The sequence below is a fragment of the Bacillus sp. Medicinal_06 genome (assembly GCF_056711665.1).
Genome location: NZ_JBWYHD010000021.1, coordinates 22,153 through 42,020 on the forward strand (window position 1 = coordinate 22,153; position 19,868 = coordinate 42,020).

18 protein-coding genes are annotated in these 19,868 nt (G+C 35.9%); all 18 read right to left on the minus strand.

Annotated features, from left to right (window positions below):
- Position 1 precedes the first annotated feature (1 nt).
- The 18 genes from AC1M36_RS26295 to metG all read right to left on the minus strand — a co-directional run bounded on the left by AC1M36_RS26295 (position 2) and on the right by metG (position 19,662).
- Positions 2-1,603, minus strand: coding sequence for a putative polysaccharide biosynthesis protein (locus AC1M36_RS26295; protein WP_479846404.1), 1,602 nt, complete (start codon positions 1,601-1,603; stop codon positions 2-4).
- Between the two features lie 177 nt (positions 1,604-1,780).
- On the minus strand, positions 1,781-2,317 hold the full coding sequence (spoVT, locus tag AC1M36_RS26300; RefSeq protein ID WP_174102909.1) for a stage V sporulation protein T: 537 nt from the start codon (positions 2,315-2,317) through the stop codon (positions 1,781-1,783).
- Between the two features lie 135 nt (positions 2,318-2,452).
- A complete protein-coding gene (gene mfd, locus AC1M36_RS26305) occupies positions 2,453-5,983 on the minus strand; it encodes a transcription-repair coupling factor (protein WP_479846405.1) in 3,531 nt (1,176 codons plus the stop codon).
- A gap of 107 nt (positions 5,984-6,090) precedes the next feature.
- On the minus strand, positions 6,091-6,315 hold the full coding sequence (locus tag AC1M36_RS26310; RefSeq protein WP_241818412.1) for an anti-sigma-F factor Fin family protein: 225 nt from the start codon (positions 6,313-6,315) through the stop codon (positions 6,091-6,093).
- Positions 6,316-6,385: 70 nt separating this feature from the next.
- Positions 6,386-6,946 carry an aminoacyl-tRNA hydrolase gene (gene pth, locus AC1M36_RS26315; RefSeq protein WP_336454063.1) on the minus strand — a complete coding sequence of 187 codons (561 nt, stop codon included), beginning with the start codon at positions 6,944-6,946 and terminating at the stop codon, positions 6,386-6,388.
- Between the two features lie 72 nt (positions 6,947-7,018).
- A complete protein-coding gene (locus tag AC1M36_RS26320) occupies positions 7,019-7,972 on the minus strand; it encodes a ribose-phosphate diphosphokinase (protein WP_017154389.1) in 954 nt (317 codons plus the stop codon).
- Between the two features lie 18 nt (positions 7,973-7,990).
- Positions 7,991-9,370 carry a bifunctional UDP-N-acetylglucosamine diphosphorylase/glucosamine-1-phosphate N-acetyltransferase GlmU gene (glmU, locus tag AC1M36_RS26325; protein WP_431613439.1) on the minus strand — a complete coding sequence of 460 codons (1,380 nt, stop codon included), beginning with the start codon at positions 9,368-9,370 and terminating at the stop codon, positions 7,991-7,993.
- A gap of 501 nt (positions 9,371-9,871) precedes the next feature.
- A complete protein-coding gene (gene spoVG, locus AC1M36_RS26330; protein ID WP_000454042.1) occupies positions 9,872-10,165 on the minus strand; it encodes a septation regulator SpoVG in 294 nt (97 codons plus the stop codon).
- Between the two features lie 152 nt (positions 10,166-10,317).
- A complete protein-coding gene (locus tag AC1M36_RS26335; RefSeq protein ID WP_336454065.1) occupies positions 10,318-10,692 on the minus strand; it encodes a RidA family protein in 375 nt (124 codons plus the stop codon).
- A 326-nt stretch (positions 10,693-11,018) separates the two neighbouring features.
- Positions 11,019-11,867: a pur operon repressor gene (gene purR / locus AC1M36_RS26340; RefSeq protein ID WP_336454066.1), complete on the minus strand. Its 849-nt coding sequence runs from the start codon at positions 11,865-11,867 to the stop codon at positions 11,019-11,021.
- A gap of 54 nt (positions 11,868-11,921) precedes the next feature.
- Entirely contained in the window at positions 11,922-12,791 is an 870-nt protein-coding gene (ispE, locus tag AC1M36_RS26345) for a 4-(cytidine 5'-diphospho)-2-C-methyl-D-erythritol kinase (RefSeq protein ID WP_479846406.1), read from the minus strand.
- A 196-nt stretch (positions 12,792-12,987) separates the two neighbouring features.
- Complete coding sequence (sspF, locus tag AC1M36_RS26350; RefSeq protein WP_001985066.1) at positions 12,988-13,167, minus strand: acid-soluble spore protein SspF; 180 nt, start codon at positions 13,165-13,167, stop codon at positions 12,988-12,990.
- Positions 13,168-13,259: 92 nt separating this feature from the next.
- Positions 13,260-13,523, minus strand: coding sequence for a biofilm formation stimulator Veg (veg, locus tag AC1M36_RS26355; RefSeq protein ID WP_018767332.1), 264 nt, complete (start codon positions 13,521-13,523; stop codon positions 13,260-13,262).
- 263 nt (positions 13,524-13,786) lie between these two features.
- Complete coding sequence (gene yabG, locus AC1M36_RS26360) at positions 13,787-14,650, minus strand: sporulation peptidase YabG (protein ID WP_336454068.1); 864 nt, start codon at positions 14,648-14,650, stop codon at positions 13,787-13,789.
- 407 nt (positions 14,651-15,057) lie between these two features.
- Entirely contained in the window at positions 15,058-15,939 is an 882-nt protein-coding gene (gene rsmA, locus AC1M36_RS26365) for a 16S rRNA (adenine(1518)-N(6)/adenine(1519)-N(6))-dimethyltransferase RsmA (protein WP_479846407.1), read from the minus strand.
- On the minus strand, positions 15,936-16,493 hold the full coding sequence (gene rnmV / locus AC1M36_RS26370) for a ribonuclease M5 (RefSeq protein WP_241818405.1): 558 nt from the start codon (positions 16,491-16,493) through the stop codon (positions 15,936-15,938). Before rnmV ends, rsmA begins: the two co-directional genes overlap by 4 nt.
- Positions 16,494-16,732: 239 nt before the next feature.
- Positions 16,733-17,500 (minus strand): TatD family hydrolase, encoded by a 768-nt coding sequence (locus AC1M36_RS26375; RefSeq protein ID WP_336454070.1) that lies wholly within the window; start codon positions 17,498-17,500, stop codon positions 16,733-16,735.
- 179 nt (positions 17,501-17,679) lie between these two features.
- Positions 17,680-19,662 (minus strand): methionine--tRNA ligase, encoded by a 1,983-nt coding sequence (gene metG / locus AC1M36_RS26380; protein WP_420792380.1) that lies wholly within the window; start codon positions 19,660-19,662, stop codon positions 17,680-17,682.
- Between the last annotated feature and the right edge of the window lie 206 nt (positions 19,663-19,868).

Sequence of the window (19,868 nt, forward strand, 5' to 3'; positions counted from 1 at the left end):
TCTATCCGCTCTTCTTCAATGAAACTTGCACTTTTTCTTGCTTCATAACAGTCCCTAATTCTTTTTTTGTAAAAACACTTAATTTCATAATTAAAAATAGATATACCAACCCGCCAATTGCTACGCCTAATAGCGCTTCAATTGCAGCTAATCCTCTATAACCTTCATCACTCGCTAGTCCAAACCCTTCATAAATACGCATAAATAACATTAACATAACGACCATTCCTAATCCGCTTATCGTTACACCAAATATACCTTGTTTATGAATGAGTGGTTCTTCTACAATTCGAATAAGTAAAGCACTATTTAACAAAGCAATAACCATGAGAGAAACTACCGTCGCAATCGCCGCACCAGTTACACCAAATTGCGGCATTAACATATAATTGAACAATAATTTCAGACACCCTCCAAATACAACAAACAATGCTGGTTTTACAGTTTGACCAAGCCCTTGCAAAATGGAAGCTGTTGTAATGGATAAGGAGCTAAATAAAATAGAAACAGCTAAAATAGCTAATACAGCTGATCCCTCACTATTTTCAAACAACATAATATTTGCCGGCTTAATAATACACGCTAATCCTAATGCAGCCGCAACTCCAATCACAAAAGTTATCTTCATCGCTAACCGCACCTTTTGTTGAATAAACAGACGGTCTCCTCTTTCTTTTGCTGCTGTAATAATTGGAATAAGCGAAAGGGAAAATGAAGTCGTCACAACTGTACCAAGCTGCATAAGTGGGATACTTCTGTCATAAACACCTTTTAATACTTTTGCAATTTCTGCCGGCTCTCCTGCTTGAATAAGCAATGTATAAAACGAAACGGAATCTGCCATTTGCATAAAAATTAAGACTAAATTACTAACACAAATAGCTAGTCCTTGCCAAAAAAGGATTCGAATTATTTCTTTCTTATCTTGTATCCTCTTCCATCCTTGCAAGAAAATAGAACGAAAATTATATCGCATATAAAACAAAAGTACGATTATACCGATAATCCCACCTACAATCGATCCCAACATCGCTCCTGCTCCAACTGTATATAAATCAAATTCATGTGCGATGAGGAACAACGATAGAAACACAATAATGGACACACGAATCGTTTGTTCAATAACTTGTGATACAGCTGTCGGCATCATATTGTTAAACCCTTGAAAATACCCTCGTGCAACAGATGAAAAGGGCATTAACAAGAACGAAAATGAAATAACTCTTAGCAGTTTATCTAAATTTGCATCGCCCATGAGTGATGCAATCGTGTGAGCACCAAAAAACAATGTAAAGAAACCTATACAACCGATTCCTAATAAAAACCAAAAAGAAACACAAATAATCTCCTCTGCTTCTTCCTGCTTTCCTTGTTCCAAACGCTCCGCTACCATCTTAGAAATGATAATAGGGAAACCATAAGTAGCTAAAATTAAACAAAATCCATAAAACGGGTAAATTTGTTGATAAATATAAAAACCAATATCCCCCGCTATATTTTGATATGGAATACGGTAAAAAGCGCTTAATACTTTCGTAACAAAACTTGCAATCGTTAATATAATAGCCCCGCGCCAAAAAGCTTGATACTTCTTCGCTTCCATACGAGAAAACTCCTTTTCCTATTCTCATCCCTCGTATTATATCACAAAGAAAAAAACAGGCTTCTTTTTAGATTTATACAATTAAAAAAGGTAGCAAGATGCTACCTTTTAATGAAATACAATCCTACTTTCCGAAAAAAATTCCTTTTCATAAAAAAATATTATAATTAAGAAAAATTACTGTTCCATTTGTTTCGCTAAAAAACTTGCAGCAGTATTTACTGCCTTATGCTCTACTTCACTTATAATTTCTTCTTTTGAAAAGATGATAACAGCTCCAATTGGATCTCCATTTGCAACGATTGGTCCAACTGTATAAGAACTAACCTTTTCAGTTACACCATCAATAATCGATATTTCACTTTCATCTGTCATAACAACAGATTTCCGATCTTCCATCGTTTTTTCCACTAAATCGCCAACACTTTTATTTAAGTATTCTTTTTTAGATACTCCTGCTACAGCGATAATAGAATCGCGATCACATACGAGTACGTTATGTCCTAAACTATCGTATAAAGCATCTGCATACTCTTTTGCAAAATCACCTAATTCACTAATCGGAGAATATTTTTTCAAAATAACTTCTCCATCGCGATCAACAAAAATTTCTAGCGGATCCCCTTCTCGGATACGAAGGGTCCTACGAATTTCTTTCGGAATTACTACCCTACCTAAATCATCAATTCGACGTACGATTCCAGTTGCTTTCATTCTAATGCTGCCTCACTTTCTACTGATGATGAAAGTGGTGAATTTACCTGTTCATGTAAAAATCACCAACTGTTAGACATAGTATTTTACACATTAGTTCTTCTATGCACGTCGAATTGCATTTTTTATTTTGTTTTAGGCATTTATTACTTCTTTTTTCACGTCAGACAAACCTTTTAATAAATTTTCAGCGATTGTTAACCATTTTGATGTCTCTAATCCATTCGTTTTCATAACAACTTTCAAACGAGAACCTTCCATACCAAGCCCAATCATACGACCAAAACTATTACCAAGCATAAATAATTTTCCACCATCAATATTTTGGCTTGCTTGTTCTGAGAATAAAAACGTTACTTCAAATTTTGTTTGTTTAATTAGCTCAATCTGTTCTTTCGTTGCTAATACTTTAATATTTGCAATTTGTAATAAATATCCAACTTCTTGCGGATAGTCTCCGAAACGATCAATCATTTCTTCTTGTAATTCTTCAATATCTTCAATCGTAGAGACACCTCTAAATTGTTTGTACATCATAATTTTTTGTTTACTATCTGAAATATAAGCGTCTGGCAAGTATGCATCCACTTCTAAATCAATTTCAACATCAATCGTATTTTCAATTCCTTGTGTTCCTTTACGCTGCTCAATCGCATCTTTTAACATTTGAGAGTATAGATCGAATCCGACGGAATCAATAAATCCATGTTGCTCAGCTCCTAACAAGTTACCAGCGCCACGAATGGATAAATCTCGCATTGCAATTTTAAATCCTGACCCAAGTTCTGTGAATTCTTTAATTGCTTGTAAACGCTTCTCAGCGACCTCTGATAACACTTTATCACGCTTATACGCAAAGTATGCATAAGCAACACGGTTTGAACGACCAACGCGCCCACGAAGCTGATAAAGCTGTGATAATCCCATACGATCGGCATCAAATACAATTAATGTGTTGACATTAGGGATATCAACACCTGTTTCAATAATCGTTGTACTTACAAGAACATCATGCTGCCCATCTAAAAACGATAGCATGACAGACTCTAATTCACTCTCATTCATTTTCCCATGTGCATACGTCACACGTGCCTCTGGAACTAACATAGAGATTTCATCTGCTTTTCTTTCAATATCTTCAACACGGTTATATAAGAAATAAATTTGGCCGCCCCTTGCCAGTTCCCGTTCTATCGCTTCTCGAATTAACCCCGGGTTATACTCAACCACATACGTTTGTACTGGGAAACGATTTTCTGGTGGTGTCTCAATAACAGATAGATCCCTTACACCGAGCATAGACATATGAAGCGTACGTGGAATTGGCGTTGCTGTTAATGTTAATACATCAACATTCGCTTTCAATTGTTTAATCTTTTCTTTATGCGTAACACCAAATCGTTGTTCTTCATCAATAATTAGCAAACCTAAATCTTTATAGGTTACATCTTTAGATAAAATACGATGTGTTCCAATAACAATATCAACTGTTCCATCTTTCAAACCTTTAATTGTTTCATTTTGTTGTTTTCTAGTACGGAATCTACTTAACAATCCAATATTAATTGGATAGTCTTGAAAACGCTCTCTAATCGTTTCATAGTGCTGTTGTGCAAGTATCGTTGTCGGTACTAAAATTGCAACTTGCTTTTCATCCATAATTGCTTTGAACGCTGCACGAATGGCAACTTCCGTTTTTCCATATCCAACATCACCACATAGAAGTCGATCCATCGGACGACCACGTTCCATATCTTTCTTAATTTCTTCAATAGAACGCAACTGATCTTCTGTCTCCTGATATGGGAAAGATGATTCAAATTCCTGTTGCTCCGCAGTATCCGGCGTGTATGCATATCCCTTTGAAGCCTCACGCTCTGCATACAATTTAATTAAGTCATCTGCAATATCTTGTACAGATTTTTCTACCTTCGTTTTAACTTTTTTCCAATCATTCCCACCAAGTTTATAAACTTTCGGATCCTTGCCTTCGGATCCTACATATTTTTGTACTTGATCAATTTGTTCAATTGGCACATATAACTTATCGTTACCTTGATATTTAATGTTCAAATAATCTTTATGGACACCATTAATTTCTAGCGTTTCAATTCCTAAAAATTTACCGATACCATGATTGACGTGAACAACGTAGTCTCCAACTTTTAACTCTGAATAACTTTTAATACGCTCTGCATTTGAAAGTTTTTGCTTGCGTTGTGATTTTTTTACTTTCTTATGGAACAGCTCTTTTTCTGTAATCACAACAAGTTTTTGCATCGGCATTTCAAATCCTGCATGCAAATCACCTACAGCAATTTGAAGGCGACCAGGCAGTAATATATCTGTAGATTCTATAATATCTGCTTCAATATCATAATCACTTAAAATATACTGTAATTTTTTTGCGCGCTCTTCGTCTGTCCCTAATACAACTGTCGTGAAATTCCCTTCAGTCCATCTATCAATTTCTGTTTTTAACAACTGCATTTGTCCATGAAAGTCCTGCATTGTTTTACACGTTACATTCACAATATTTTGCGGGTGCGTATGTGCAATATGGCGTAAAAATAATGTTAAATATACAAAGCTTCTTTTTTTATGATGTAGAAACTCTTCAAATTTGTGTGAGAACACCAGATCTTGAATAATTGCTCCTTCACTTAGAAGCGATGTATACCATTCTGCTTCTTCTGTCTCAAGATGTGATGCCGTTTCTTGGATACGCGAAATTTCATCTAAAATAACAACACCATTCTCAGGTAAATAGTCTATTAGACTAGCATGTTCTTTGTAAAAAATAGATAAATATTTAAACATTTGCTCTATGGTCTGTCCGTTTTTCAATATTTCTATCTCATGACTAACCGTTTCAAGCACCGCTGTCTTGATTTTATCATCAGAGAGCTTCTGCATCGTCTTCATTAAACCTTCTTCAAGACGCTCCACTCCTAATTTTAGTTCATCTTTTGAAAATAAAAATTCCGTCGCAGGACCAAATTTCACGCTTCCCCTTTTATCTTGAGAGCGCTGTTCTTCTACATCAAATGAGCGAATAGAATCTACCTCTGTATCAAAGAATTCTATACGAAACGGTAATTCTTCAGTTAACGGGTAAATATCTAATATTCCCCCACGTAAACTGAATTCCCCAGGTGCTTCTACCATTGATTTACGTTCATATCCAATATGATGCAACGTATGAAGCAATGCATCTAAATCAATCTCTTGCCCTAGATTAATTTCAATCTGCTTTTGCTTCCATAGTTCTTTTATTGGTAAAAATCTACGTAAACCAGCAACCGGGACAACAATGATGCCTTGCTCACCCATTGCTAAACGATTTAAAACCTCAATACGCTGTGCTTTTAGTTCTGGACTTGCAACCCCTATTTCCGACGCAATTAATTCATTAACTGGATATAACCATACATCCTGTTCACCAAGTAATGAAACCAAATCCTCATATACTTTTTGTGCTTGAAATAAATTGTGTGTAACAACAAGCTGTGACTGCTTTGTTTTTTTATATAAAGCAGCCATTAATAAAGAACGAGAAGAAGTTGCCATACCTGATACAAGCTGTTCCCTCAATCCTTCTTCTAGTCCATTAATAACGGATTGTATTTCTTTGTTTTTATAAAATTGCTCTAATAACCCTATCATTTTCAAAACTCCTCTCAACATAAAAGAGCAAGTTAATATATTTTTATGCAAATATTTTGGAAAAAGAAAACAGAAAAATGCTTTGGACATGCCAAAGCGACAACATTTTATTGCAGAAATTTTTCATACTCATAATACTCTGGATAAGATGAGAGCGTTTCTTGGCACGACTCACAGATTGTTTTTATATATATATTTCCATTTTCATGAAAATGAATCATATCCAATCGTTCTTGCTCTGTTAGTTGAAATAAAACTTTGCTGTATACCTTTTCTGCGGTGATGGAACCCACGTTACCTCCACAATGTCTACAGTAATAATGTCCTTCCATACTATCCTCCTAAACGTACAATTACTACTAGTATGGATAAAAACATCATAAAATATTCCAAATTAGAACATTAACTGTTAAAAGTATTCATAATTTGAAGAAATGGTTTCTTTAACCACTCTTCACATGCATCCGCAGCTTTTTCAATGGATTGATTTACCTCTGGCAGCTCTTCTGCTGTGAAACGCCCTAATACATAATCCACTACCTTCATACCATTTTTCGGACGATCAATTCCCATACGAATACGTTGAAATTCTTGCGTACCTAAATGAGCAATTGTCGATTTCACACCATTATGACCGCCTGCACTACCTTTCATACGAAGGCGCAATTTACCTACTGGAATATCTAAATCGTCATACATGACAACAAAATCTTCTACATCAATCTTATAGTACTCCATAAGCGGACGGATGCTTTCTCCAGACAGATTCATATACGTAAGTGGCTTTAATAAAATTACCTTCTCACCATTAACAAAACCTGAACCATACATCCCTTTAAACTTTTGTTCGTTTAAGGAAATGTTCCATCGTTTCGCAAGCTCATCAATTCCCATAAACCCAATATTATGCCTTGTTAATTCATATTCTCTACCTGGGTTCCCAAGTCCTACTATTAATTTCATTCTTGTACCACTACTTTCTTTTTACGATACGAAAAGACGTAACCAATTTTGGTTACGTCTCATTCTATCCAATTAATTGAATAATACACTTACAGATTCTTCTTCATAAACACGAATGATTGCTTCTCCAATTAATGGAGCAACAGAAAGCTCGTGTACTTTATCAATTTTCTTCTCTTCTGGTAATACAATAGAGTTTGTTACAACTAACTCTTTAATATTTGAGTTTTGGATACGCTCAATTGCTGGTCCAGATAAAACTGGGTGTGTACAGCAAGCATATACTTCAGAAGCACCGTTCTCAACAAGAGCGTTTGCTGCCAATGTAATTGTACCAGCTGTATCAATGATGTCATCAATTAAAATTGCTGTCTTACCTTCGATATTACCAATAATGTTCATAACCTCCGCTACGTTCGGACGAGGACGACGCTTGTCAATAATAGCGATTGGCGCTTTTAGACGATCTGCCATTTTTCTTGCACGTGTTACACCACCGTGGTCAGGAGATACGATTACGATATCTTTAAGACCTTTTGTCTCAAAGTAATCAGAAAGAATCGGTACACCCATTAAGTGGTCGATTGGAATATCAAAGAACCCTTGAATTTGTGGAGCATGTAAATCTAGAGTGATTACACGAGTTGCACCTGCTGTTTCAAGCAAGTTTGCTACAAGTTTCGATGTAATTGGTTCACGAGAACGCGCTTTACGGTCTTGACGCGCATAACCATAATAAGGAATAACAATATTAATTGTTTTTGCAGATGCACGCTTTAGGGCATCGATCATAATAAGTAATTCCATGATATGTTCGTTTACTGGGAAGCTTGTAGATTGAATAATGAATACATCGCAACCACGAATACTTTCTTCAATGTTAATTTGAACTTCTCCATCACTAAAACGGTCAACAGAACATTTCCCTAACCCTACTCCAATATGCTTTGCAATTTGCTCAGCAAGTTCCTTATTAGAGTTTAAAGAGAATACTTTCAAATTAGAATTTAGATATTGAGTCGACATCTAGATTAACCCTCCACATTATGATTTTTTCTTATTCAGCAATTGATCAACATAGTCTTCTTTGTTAACTTGACGTGCACGCGCAATTGATAATGCTTTTGATGGAACAGTCTCTGTAATTGTAGATCCTGCCGCAACATAAGCACCATCTTCAACTGTTACAGGAGCAACAAGGTTTGAATTACAACCAATAAATACGCCATCTCCAATAACCGTTTTGAATTTATTCTTACCATCGTAGTTCACCGTAATTGAACCACAACCAAGATTCACGTCTTCTCCAACTTGTGCATCCCCGATATAACTTAAGTGTGAAGCTTTACTTCTATTACCAAAAACAGTCTTTTTAATTTCCACGAAGTTTCCAACGCGTACTTCGTCACCAATAACTGAATCTGGGCGAATATGTGCAAATGGTCCGACTGAAACTTCCGTACCAATCTTACTATCATGTACAGTAGATTGACGAATTGTTGTCTGGTCTCCAATTTCACTATCACGTATTACTGTATGTGGACCAATTTCACAATCAGAACCAATTACAGTTTTACCCTCAATAATCGTTCCTGGATGAAGAACTGTATCACTACCAATAATTGCATCCGCAGAAATGTATGTGTTACTTGGATCAATAATTGTAACACCATTCACCATGTTCTTATGGTTGATACGATTCTTCATAATAATTTCCGCTTGCGATAGAGCGACTCTGTCGTTAACACCTAACGTTTCATCAAAATGCTCCGTTTGATAAGCTGATACAATATGACCTTCATTTTTCAAAATTTCAATAACATCCGGAAGGTAGTATTCACCTTGTACGTTATCATTTGAAACTTTAGAAAGTGAAGCAAATAGTGCTTTATTATCAAAACAATACGTACCTGTATTAATTTCTTTAATAGATAGCTCTACTTCATTTGCATCTTTATGCTCAACGATTTTTTCAACATGACCGTGTTCATTACGCACAATACGGCCATATCCAGCAGGTTCTTCTATGTATGCCGTTAGCACTGTCGCCTTAGCCCCTGCTTCTTCATGATGCTTTAACAATGCTTCCATTGTTTCAGCTGTTATAAGTGGTGTATCACCACAAATAACTAAAGTTGTTCCTTCTTCATTTGCAAGTACATCAGCAGCTTGATCAACAGCATGCGCTGTACCAAGTTGTTCTGCTTGTAATGCAAATTCACTTACGTCCCCTAGTTGTTCTTGCACTTTTTCAGCACCATGTCCAACTACCGTTACAAGTTTCTGCAATCCTAATTGAGATACTTGATCGACTACATGCTGTACCATTGGTTTTCCACATACAGGATGAAGCACTTTGTATAGCTTGGACTTCATACGCGTGCCTTTACCTGCAGCTAGAATCACTGCAAATCTGTTTGACATATAGACCCTCCATCGCAACCTATTTATCCATTAAAGATATTATCCTAAATCACTATATATTTCAAGAAACACAGCATAACTATTAAATTTTACCATACTTCTTATAAGATGTTTTACTCTTTAGTATCTTTTTTTAGGAAATAAGATATACTATTTCGAATGATTTTAAAGAAATTAGGATTTTACATATGACGTGGGGAATACATTGAAGCTTTAATTAGCTGAAGGTTTTATTCAAAATAAATATAAAACCTTTCTTTTTTGGGTGGGAAAGAGCATCCGCCCTTGCATAGTAGCGGTTGGGGTCTTTTTGGATCTCATGCCATATGAAAACAAACGGAGTAAACGAGTGGAGGTCTTCTTTTATTTTCACAGCCGGAAATTAGGTGCTAGAAGATCGAAATGGATTTACAACTAAAAAAACAAACTCCTGTAAGTGTTTACAGGAGTTTGTTACAAAATTATAGAGCTCTTTTTATTCGAGCTCTTTTTATTCGAATTTTACGAAGCTCCAGCTTCTTCAAACTCAACTTCTTCTAACTCGCCTAAACGGTGATACTCAGTTAAAACCGCATCTTGAATTTTAGAGCGTGTATTAGAATTAATCGGATGTGCAATATCACGGAACTCTCCATCTGGAGTACGTTTACTTGGCATTGCTACAAATAATCCATTATTGCCATCAATTACACGAATATCATGAACAACAAATTCATGGTCTAGAGTAATAGAGGCAATCGCTCTCATACGGCCTTCTGTGTTTACGCGGCGTAATCTTACGTCAGTCACTTCCATCTTGTGTTCACCACCCTTTTCTAAATAAGCGATATGTTTGTATAAATTCCACAAATTTTCTATTTTTCCTCTAATTTTTTAAAAATTTTTAAGATAAAAATTTTTAACTTAGTGGAATATAAGAATTTATTAACGTTATCGCTTACAAATACTTATTTTATAAGGGCGATTACTTCAATCTCCACGGAAACATCTTTCGGTAATTTTGCAACTTGTACACAAGAACGAGCTGGTTTATGTGTGGAAAAATATGTTCCATACACTTCGTTTACATCATTAAAATCATCCATATCTTTTAAAAATACAGTGGTTTTTACAACTGTATCAAATGACGCTCCCGCTTCCTCTAATACAGCCTGTAAATTTTGAAATACTTGTTCTGTCTGTACTTTTACATCACCTGTTACAAGTTCTCCACCTGCTGTTAATGGAATTTGTCCTGAGCTATAAAACATATTATTTACGATAATTCCTTGTGAATATGGACCAATTGCTTGTGGTGCTTGATTTGTTTGAACTACTTTCATATTTTCTCACCCTTTTATTGTTAATTTCAAAAATAATTTACCCCTACGAACTTCGTTCACCTATTCTAAAACAAATAGAATGTACCTTGCTAGTAGGCGGTAAAACTTTAGTTACATAAACCCCTTTTGACTTTTCAACATACAAGTTGCTGCCAATAAGAACATAAAATCATCTGAATTTGTTCTCTCTTTATTTTCACTTGGCATGGGATAGGAAAAGGTGCTGACCGCTTCCACCTAAAACAGAAAGGATTTATATAAGAAAAGGCTTACCGCCTACTAGCACTTTCATTTACAAAAAAAGATAAAGCATATGCTTTACCTTTTTATTCAGCTTCTACAAGCCCTTCTTCAAATGGTACAAGTGAGTAATTCCCTTTTTCCACTTGAATTGTTTTCTCTTTAATATCTACTTCTGATAAACGGATTAAAGAAACAAAGTTATTAATAAGTCTTTCTTCAATATCTGTTGATTCTACTAATACACCGATTCCAATAACGTTGGCATTAAACTCTTCTAACATACTAATCATGCCTTGAATTGTTCCACCAGCCTTCATGAAATCATCAACAATTAAAACATTAGCACCTTCCGGAAGACTACGTTTTGCTAAAGTCATTGTTTGAATGCGCTTAGATGAACCTGATACATAGTTAATACTAACTGTAGGCCCTTCTGTTACCTTATTATCTTTTCTTGCAATTACCACAGGTACATCTAAATAATTTGCTACCGCATATGCAAGCGGAATCCCTTTTGTTGCTACCGTCATAACCGCATCAATTGGTTGTTTTGCAAATACAGAGGCAAATAGGCGACCCGCTCCATTGATATAACGCGGATTACTTAAAAGATCCGTCATATATAAGTATCCACCTGGAAGAATGCGATCTGGATTCTCAAATAAACTACATAGATCATTAATAATCAGATTTGCTTCTTCTTCACTTATATATGGTATATATTTCACTCCTCCTGCTGCCCCTGGTATCGTTTGCAATGTGCCGACCCCTTGCTGTTCAAACGTTTGCTTAATAATAACTAAATCTTCACTAATAGAGGACTTAGCTGACTGATACCGTTCAGCAAAAAAAGTGAGAGAAACTAACTGACGAGGATTTTGCAATAAATAGTAAGTCATATCGACTAGTCTTGTACTCCGTCTAATTTTCACACTCTCACCCCAAATCACGAATATTCTAACCAAATCATAACTTATTATACGTCTTTATTCAAGAGTTTCTCTCTCTCCTAATAAACGTACTGCATATACTTGTTCACAAAATCCTTTTAAGCCATTATAAATACGATGCATTCTTGAATCATGATGTACCAATCCAAATACAGTTGGTCCACTACCACTCATTAAAACTGCATCTGCACCAAAACGCTTCATCTGTGCCTTAATGCGTGCAACTTCAGGGTGCATCTTAAACGTTACATCTTCTAGTACATTCCCCACAGCACTACAAATTCCTTTATAGTCGCCGCTATTAATGGATTCAACCATCTGCTCTACATCTGGATGTGTAACACGATTTAATTGTAAATTCCCATATACGTCAGCAGTAGATACACCAATGTGAGGCTTAGCTAAAATAACCCAACAAGAAGGAGGCGTCTTTATATGTTCAATCTTTTCTCCTCTTCCTTTAGCAATTGCTGTTCCACCATATACACAAAAGGATACATCAGATCCAATTTCTGCTCCAAGTTCCGCTAGTTCATCTATTTTTAACCCTAAATTCCATAACCTATTAAGTCCTCGTAATGTAGCTGCTGCATCGCTGCTTCCACCTGCTAATCCTGCTGCCACTGGAATTGTTTTTTCAATCGAAATAGATACGCCTTCCTTCACCCCGAATCTCTCTTTTAATAATTTCGCTGCTTGATAAGCTAAATTTCGCTGGTCGTCTGGGACATACCGATTATGGGACACAATTTCAATGCGGTCTTCTGATAACTCCGTTAGCTCTAAACGATCTGCTAAATCGATTGTTGTCATAATCATTTTTACTTCATGATAGCCGTCTTGTCTTTTCCCTAGTACATCTAACGACAGATTAATCTTTGCTGGTGCTTTCACTAGTAGCTTCAATCTATTCACCCACTCTATGTACTCAATCTTTTATCGTTTATTTTACCATAAATTTATAGTAAGACGATGACACTTCCCTAATTATAACGAAAAGCATTCAGAATGAAACTACTTATGCAAAATGATAGTGCCTTTTAGCGTGCAAAAAGCCGAGGAATTTCTCCTCGGCTACCGTAGCATAGAAGTTATCTTACAACTACTGGTTTTGTTTCATTAATTGTTGCTCTGCAATCTCAATGGCCCGTTTCACCATATTACCAGCATCTTTCGCACGAATTCCGCCCCATCCTTCTTTCTGAACAACATCATAAAATCCAAGCTCTTTTGCAAGCTCTTCTTTAAACTGATTTGACATGACTCCTCTTCGTCTACTCAATGCAGGGTCCCTCCTTATTTTGCTACGGTACAATTAGTTTACAAAAAAACGGACTTATTTATTTATGGGAATATATGTAATACACTGGGGCGTTATCCTAAAATAACCTCGTTCTGAGGGTCATCATAAAATGTTAATTCCACCGTTTCCGTTAAAACATCTGCATAGCTATAGGACACACGTTGCAGCGTATCCTCTTGTTGATCTAACTGTACCACAAAAACAGAACGATATGTTTCTGCTAGTACCCCTGATTGCTCCACTGTTTTTCTTCTTCCACTATTCGCCTTTAACATAAGGCGCTTCCCAAGATGATGATCTAATTCACTTTTTATTTCATCTAAACGTTTTGACATATACTTTGCTACACCTCGCTGTAATTTAGAGTGAATACATAAATACATGATATATCTATCCCAGTCATTGCCTATACGTAACGGACAATATCTTCGCAAAACCTAATGCGTTCGAATAGATAGAAGAATTACTATATTGTAAAAGTATCATTATATAGTCTGTACGTTCCTATCTTTTTTTATCCAAACACTTACAAATCCTTGTTTAAGGTACACCTTTTACCAAGTTATCCTAAAAAAAGCAAGGTACATATATACCTTGCTTACTCTTCATAATATTGAAAAGGTAACCCTGTTCGTAAAAGTCCCCGGGTCTCAATACCACCGAGACCTTTTTGCCCAGTAATGGTGTTTCGAACAACATCCCATACGTTTACTCGTTCCATAAATGAAGTAAAACTAATCTTTCCCACTACATAGACTGGATCCAATGCATGAATATTAATACGCGATGGTGAGCTAGCAAAATTAGCACCAGCTCGGATTAAAGCTTCAAAATGAGACTGACATGCTCCAGCAAAAATAACAAGTTGATCTAAAGAAGGATATTTTTTCCGTACTTCCCGAACAGCCTGTACAAAATGCCGAGAATGACGGTAAGCTGCTAAATCTCCCATAACTCCTTTTGATTTTGTATATGCATCATGTCCTGTAATTACTAAAATATCTGGACGAAAATGATCGATTAAATCGACTACCTTTTCATGCATTTCTGTTTCTTTGCAATGTATCCCTTGAACTGGAACACCTATCTTTGTATATAGATCTAAACATTTCCGTAAATATAATGGGTCTCCATCTACATGCAAAACCCTACCTGGCATTTGAAAATAATTAACTTCACTCGTATATCCACCTGTAGAATTATGTTCGTGACGTTGCTTCATCAAAACGTAGTCCTGATGAAACAAACGATATGTTTGCTCCATCGTTTCCTTTTCACGCTTTGCTCTTTTTTTATACTCACGCTGATCAATGATAATTAAATCTTCAAGCGGTGCATCTGCTATGAGCCTAACTTCTTCTCCAAACAATATTGCAATTTCACCTTTTATTTCTGTAATACGAAAAAGAATATCTCGATTATACGAATGTCGTTCTACTAAATCTCCCACATGTACAGCCATTATCCTACCTCCAAACTCATTAGGCCATCTCACTAACCATCTTCTGTTCTTAACGTATGAATCCAGAGTGGAAAAGGTGACAAAAAGGACAGCTCCAATTGAGCTGTCCTTTTATTGTTTATCACGCTATTATGTGCAGTAAGACCCTCCACCTCAAAATTCAGTAAAAGCAAAGGATGTAGGTGGGAGACAACTGACTGTAAAAGCCCGATTGATAGGAGCTGATAATCAATGGAAGATGAAACCTCCCACTAATTAAAGTTTTACTTTATCCCGCACTAACGGGCAGTAATACTCCCACCTCAAAATTCGGCGGGAGCAAAGAAGTTAAGTGGGAGATAAACTGCCCGTAACGGCCCGATTAGTTCAACTAATAATCAGTGGGGGATGAAGAAAACCCCCACTGATTAAAGTTTCACTTTATGAGAGACTAACTCATTACTCAGTGCTGCGAATTCTTCAATTGATAATGTTTCGCCTCTTCGTTTTGGATCAATGCCTACTTCTGTTAAAATACGCTCTAATAACTCTTTATCTTTCGGGAAACCGTTTAGATTATTTGATAAGTTATTCATCAACGTTTTGCGACGTTGTGCAAAGCTTGCTCGTACTACCTCAAAGAAAAACTTCTCATCTTTCACTTCTACAATTGGTTTTGGACGTTTTAAAAGACGAATAACTGCAGAATCTACATTTGGTTGTGGTACAAATACAGTACGAGGAACAGTCATCACTGTTTCTACTTCCGTATAATATTGGATTGCAATAGATAAAGAACCATAATCTTTCGTGCCTGGTTTCGCAGCTAAACGATCGCCTACTTCCTTTTGCATCATAACAACAAATCCGCGCACTGGTAGCTTTTCTTCGAGTAACTTAAATAAAATTGGCGTTGTAACATAGTAAGGTAAATTAGCTACCACCATTACGTCTTGCCCTTCGTCAAATTGCTCTCCAAATACTTCATGCACATCTGCCTTTAAAACATCCTTATTAATAACAGTTACATTACCATACGGAGCTAACGTTTCATCTAAAATTGGTAATAATCGTTGATCAATTTCAAATGCTACTACTTTTTTAGCACGCTTTGCTAATTGTTCTGTTAAAGCTCCAATACCAGGACCAATTTCAATAGCTCCGCTCTCTGATCCGATTTCTGCATAATCGACAATACGATTTAATACGTTTGTATCAATTAAAAAATTTTGCCCTAAACTCTTTTTGAATGAAAATCCGTACTTTTCAACAATGTCTTTCGTACGATTCGGTGTTGCGATATCCTTCATTTCTTTTCCTCCTGTAATACTTGTTTATATGCTTCCGCAAATGCTTCTTTTGAAACTTGAAACATTTGTAAACGTTTATGTAACTGCTTCGCGTTTGTATAACCGATTTTTAATAGTTTACCCATTTTTTCTCTACGACTTTTTGCCTGTTCTCCGCCCACTAGACCAGCATCTACTAAGTCGCTCCAACTAATTTCACTCGTATAAGCTTCCATTTCTTCATGAACATTTTCTAAAGCACGGCGAATGGATTCATTGGAAGCATGTTCAATCCCGACTCCTTTTTTTCTTTTTGCAAGTGCCTCTTCTTTCGGTAAGAAAGCATGCTTACAACCCGGAACCTTTTCAGAAATAATTTTCCGAATACGTTCTCCTGGATAATCAGGATCCGTCAAAATAATAACGCCTCGTTTTTGCTGTGCCAATTTTACTTGCTCAATGACATGATCACCGATTGCTGAACCGTTCGTCTCAATTGTATCTGCATCAACAGCGCGCTTAATTGCAACTGTATCATCTTTACCTTCTACAACGATAATCTCTTTAATTTTCATGACTGCCTCCACACTCATTTCGTCTCTACTTAGTAAAACAAAAAAACGAATACTTTTCCATTATTATTTTCCCATTGATACAATTTAAAAAGCAGAGGAGAAAAAATCCTCTGCCTACCCTTCTTATTGTAACACTTTAATCTTTACTTATTTTTCCCCATACATATATCTGCTAATTAACTAAATTGTATTTTCGCTCTAAAGTAACAATACAAGAAAGAATGGAAACCCATTCCTTCTTATTCAACACCAAATAAAGATTTTGCATTTTCTGTAGTTACCTTTGCAACCTCTTCATATGAAATACCTTTTAGGTTAGCAATTTCTTCTGCCACAAGTTTCACATAGCTTGGCTCATTTCGTTTTCCCCGAAATGGATGTGGTGTTAAGTATGGACAATCTGTTTCTATCAATAACTTTTCCATCGGAATCTCCATTGCAACTTCTTTCGGTTTCTTTGCATTCTTGAAAGTTACTGGCCCACCCAATGAAATTAAGAAATTCATATCAATACATTGTTTTGCTACTTCTACACTGCCACTAAAACAATGCATAATGCCTCCTACCTCAGCTGCATTTTCTTCTTCTAGAATATCCACGATATCTTGCGTTGCATCACGATTGTGTATAATAATAGGCAAATTCACTTTCTTTGCTAACTGAATTTGTTTACGAAATACTTCTTTCTGTACTTCTTTCGGAGATTTGTCCCAATGATAATCTAATCCCATTTCACCAAGAGCAACAACTTTTGGATGTGCTGCTAACTCTTCCAACCAAACTAAATGCTCTTCTCTCATATCAATTGCATCAACAGGATGCCAACCAACTGCTGCGTAAATAAAGTCATACGTTTCTGCAAGTTCCATTGCTTTTTTTATTGTTCCTTCATCAAAACCAACAACAACTGTATACGAAACTCCAACTTCTTTCATTCTTACAATGACTTCCTGTAAATCTTCTTCAAATTGCTCTGCATTTAAATGTGAATGTGTGTCAAACAACATAGCAAATAACTCCTTTTATTTGAAATAAACTCTCTCATGGTTAAAAATCTCATCCCTAACAACATAATGACAACGATAGTACAATCTTAATACAAAAAAGGAACTTTTAAAAAGATTCCTAACAAGAAAAAAGATGCTTCACGAATGTTACACGTGAAACATCTCTTATTTTGTCAAGACTACTTGATTTTTGTACCATTTGGTAAATTTTGATCAATTGTCGCTAACGAAAGTACGCCATTTTCTTCGCCTGCTAAAATCATACCTTGTGATAATTCACCACGTAATTTCACTGGCTTTAAATTCGTTACACAAATAACTTTTTTCCCTTTTAATTCTTCCGGTGTGTAAAATTTAGCAATTCCAGAAACAACTTGTCGCTTTTCTGTTCCTAAATCAAGTTGAATTTTTAATAGTTTATCTGCTTTTTTTACAGGTTCTGCTTCTATTACTTCCGCCACACGCAATTCAACTTTAAAGAAATCATCAATTGTAATTTCTTCCGCCTTCGGTTCCTCTTCCTTTTTCTCTTCCACTTTAGGAGCAGAACCTTTCATTTGTTCTTTAATATATTCAACCTCTACTTCCACCTCTAAGCGCGGGAATATTGGCTGTCCTTTAACTACTTTTGTACCAGCTGGAATACAACCAATCGTAGAAAGACTATTCCAAGATTGATACGCTTCATCTGTAAGGCCAAGTTGCGCAAATATTTTACTTGGTGTTGCTGTCAAGAATGGCATAAGCATAATACCCGTTTGACGCAGCATTTCAGCAAGGTGTGCCATTACGGAAGCAAGTTTATCACGATCATTCTCGTCTTTTGCCAATACCCAAGGTTGTGTTTCATCAATATATTTATTCGTACGGCTAACCAATTGCCAAATGGAGCTTAATGCTACTGAGAACTCCATGTTCTCCATTGCTTCTTCTACTTTTTTCAATGTATCTTGCGCAAACGCTACTAACGTTTCATCAAACTCTGTTACATTTTCTTTAAAAGCAGGAATTTCTCCATTAAAGTATTTATCAATCATAGCTACTGTACGATTCAATAGGTTTCCTAAGTCATTAGCAAGGTCAAAATTAATTCGCTCTACAAAGCCCTCTGGTGTAAATACACCATCTGATCCAAATGGAACTTCACGAAGTAAATAATAACGCAATGCATCTAATCCATAACGATCAATTAACGTAACAGGATCAACTACATTGCCTTTTGATTTACTCATTTTTCCATCTTTCATTAAAATCCAACCATGAGCAAATACCTTTTTCGGCAATGGTAAATCTAGTGCCATTAAAATAATTGGCCAATAAATTGTATGGAAACGAACAATTTCTTTTCCTACTAAATGAACATCTGCCGGCCAATACTTTTTATACTTTTCTTCATGATCTGTTCCATATCCTAGTGCTGTAATGTAGTTAGATAATGCATCTACCCATACGTAAATAACGTGTTTAGGGTTACCTGGTACACGAATTCCCCAATCAAAAGAAGTACGTGAAACTGCTAAATCTTCTAAACCTGGTTTAATGAAGTTATTAATCATTTCATTTTTACGAGATTCCGGTTGTATGAAGTGTGGATTGTCTTCATAAAACTGTAATAGTCGATCTACATATTTACCCATTCTAAAGAAATAAGATTCTTCACGAACAAGCTCTACAGCATGGCCGCTATCTGGACTTTTCCCCCCAACTACTTTGTCACCTTCCATAATTGGATCAACAAGCTGGTGTTCTGTGTAGAATGTTTCATCTTGTACAGAGTACCATCCTTCATACTCATCAAGATAGATATCACCTTGATCGACAAGTTGTTTAAAAATCTTTTCGACAACTTCTTTATGACGGTCTTCTGTTGTACGAATAAAGTCATCGTAAGAAATGTCCATTTTCCCCCACAGTTCTTTAATCCCTGCTACAATGTTATCAACATATGCTTGTGGCGTAACTTGCAATTCTTCTGCTTTCTTTTGAATCTTTTGTCCATGCTCATCAGTACCTGTTAAATAATGAACATCATATCCTTGCATGCGCTTGTAGCGTGCCATTGCATCTCCCGCTACCGTCGTATAAGCATGTCCAATATGAAGCTTTCCGCTCGGATAATAAATTGGAGTAGTAATATAAAAGGTTTTCTTTTCCTCTGTCATTGTTTTAAGCCTCCCAAATGACCTCATATGTATTTATAAACAGTATATCAAAAACTGACGCATAAAAACGAATTAATGCTCGATTATCTTTATCATCTATTACTCATTTCCCAAAAAATATACAGTGTTTTTTCTGAAAAAATTGATAAAATTAAAAAATGCAGTAAAAATACTTGTGCAATTCTTTTATTTTCTATTATATATAA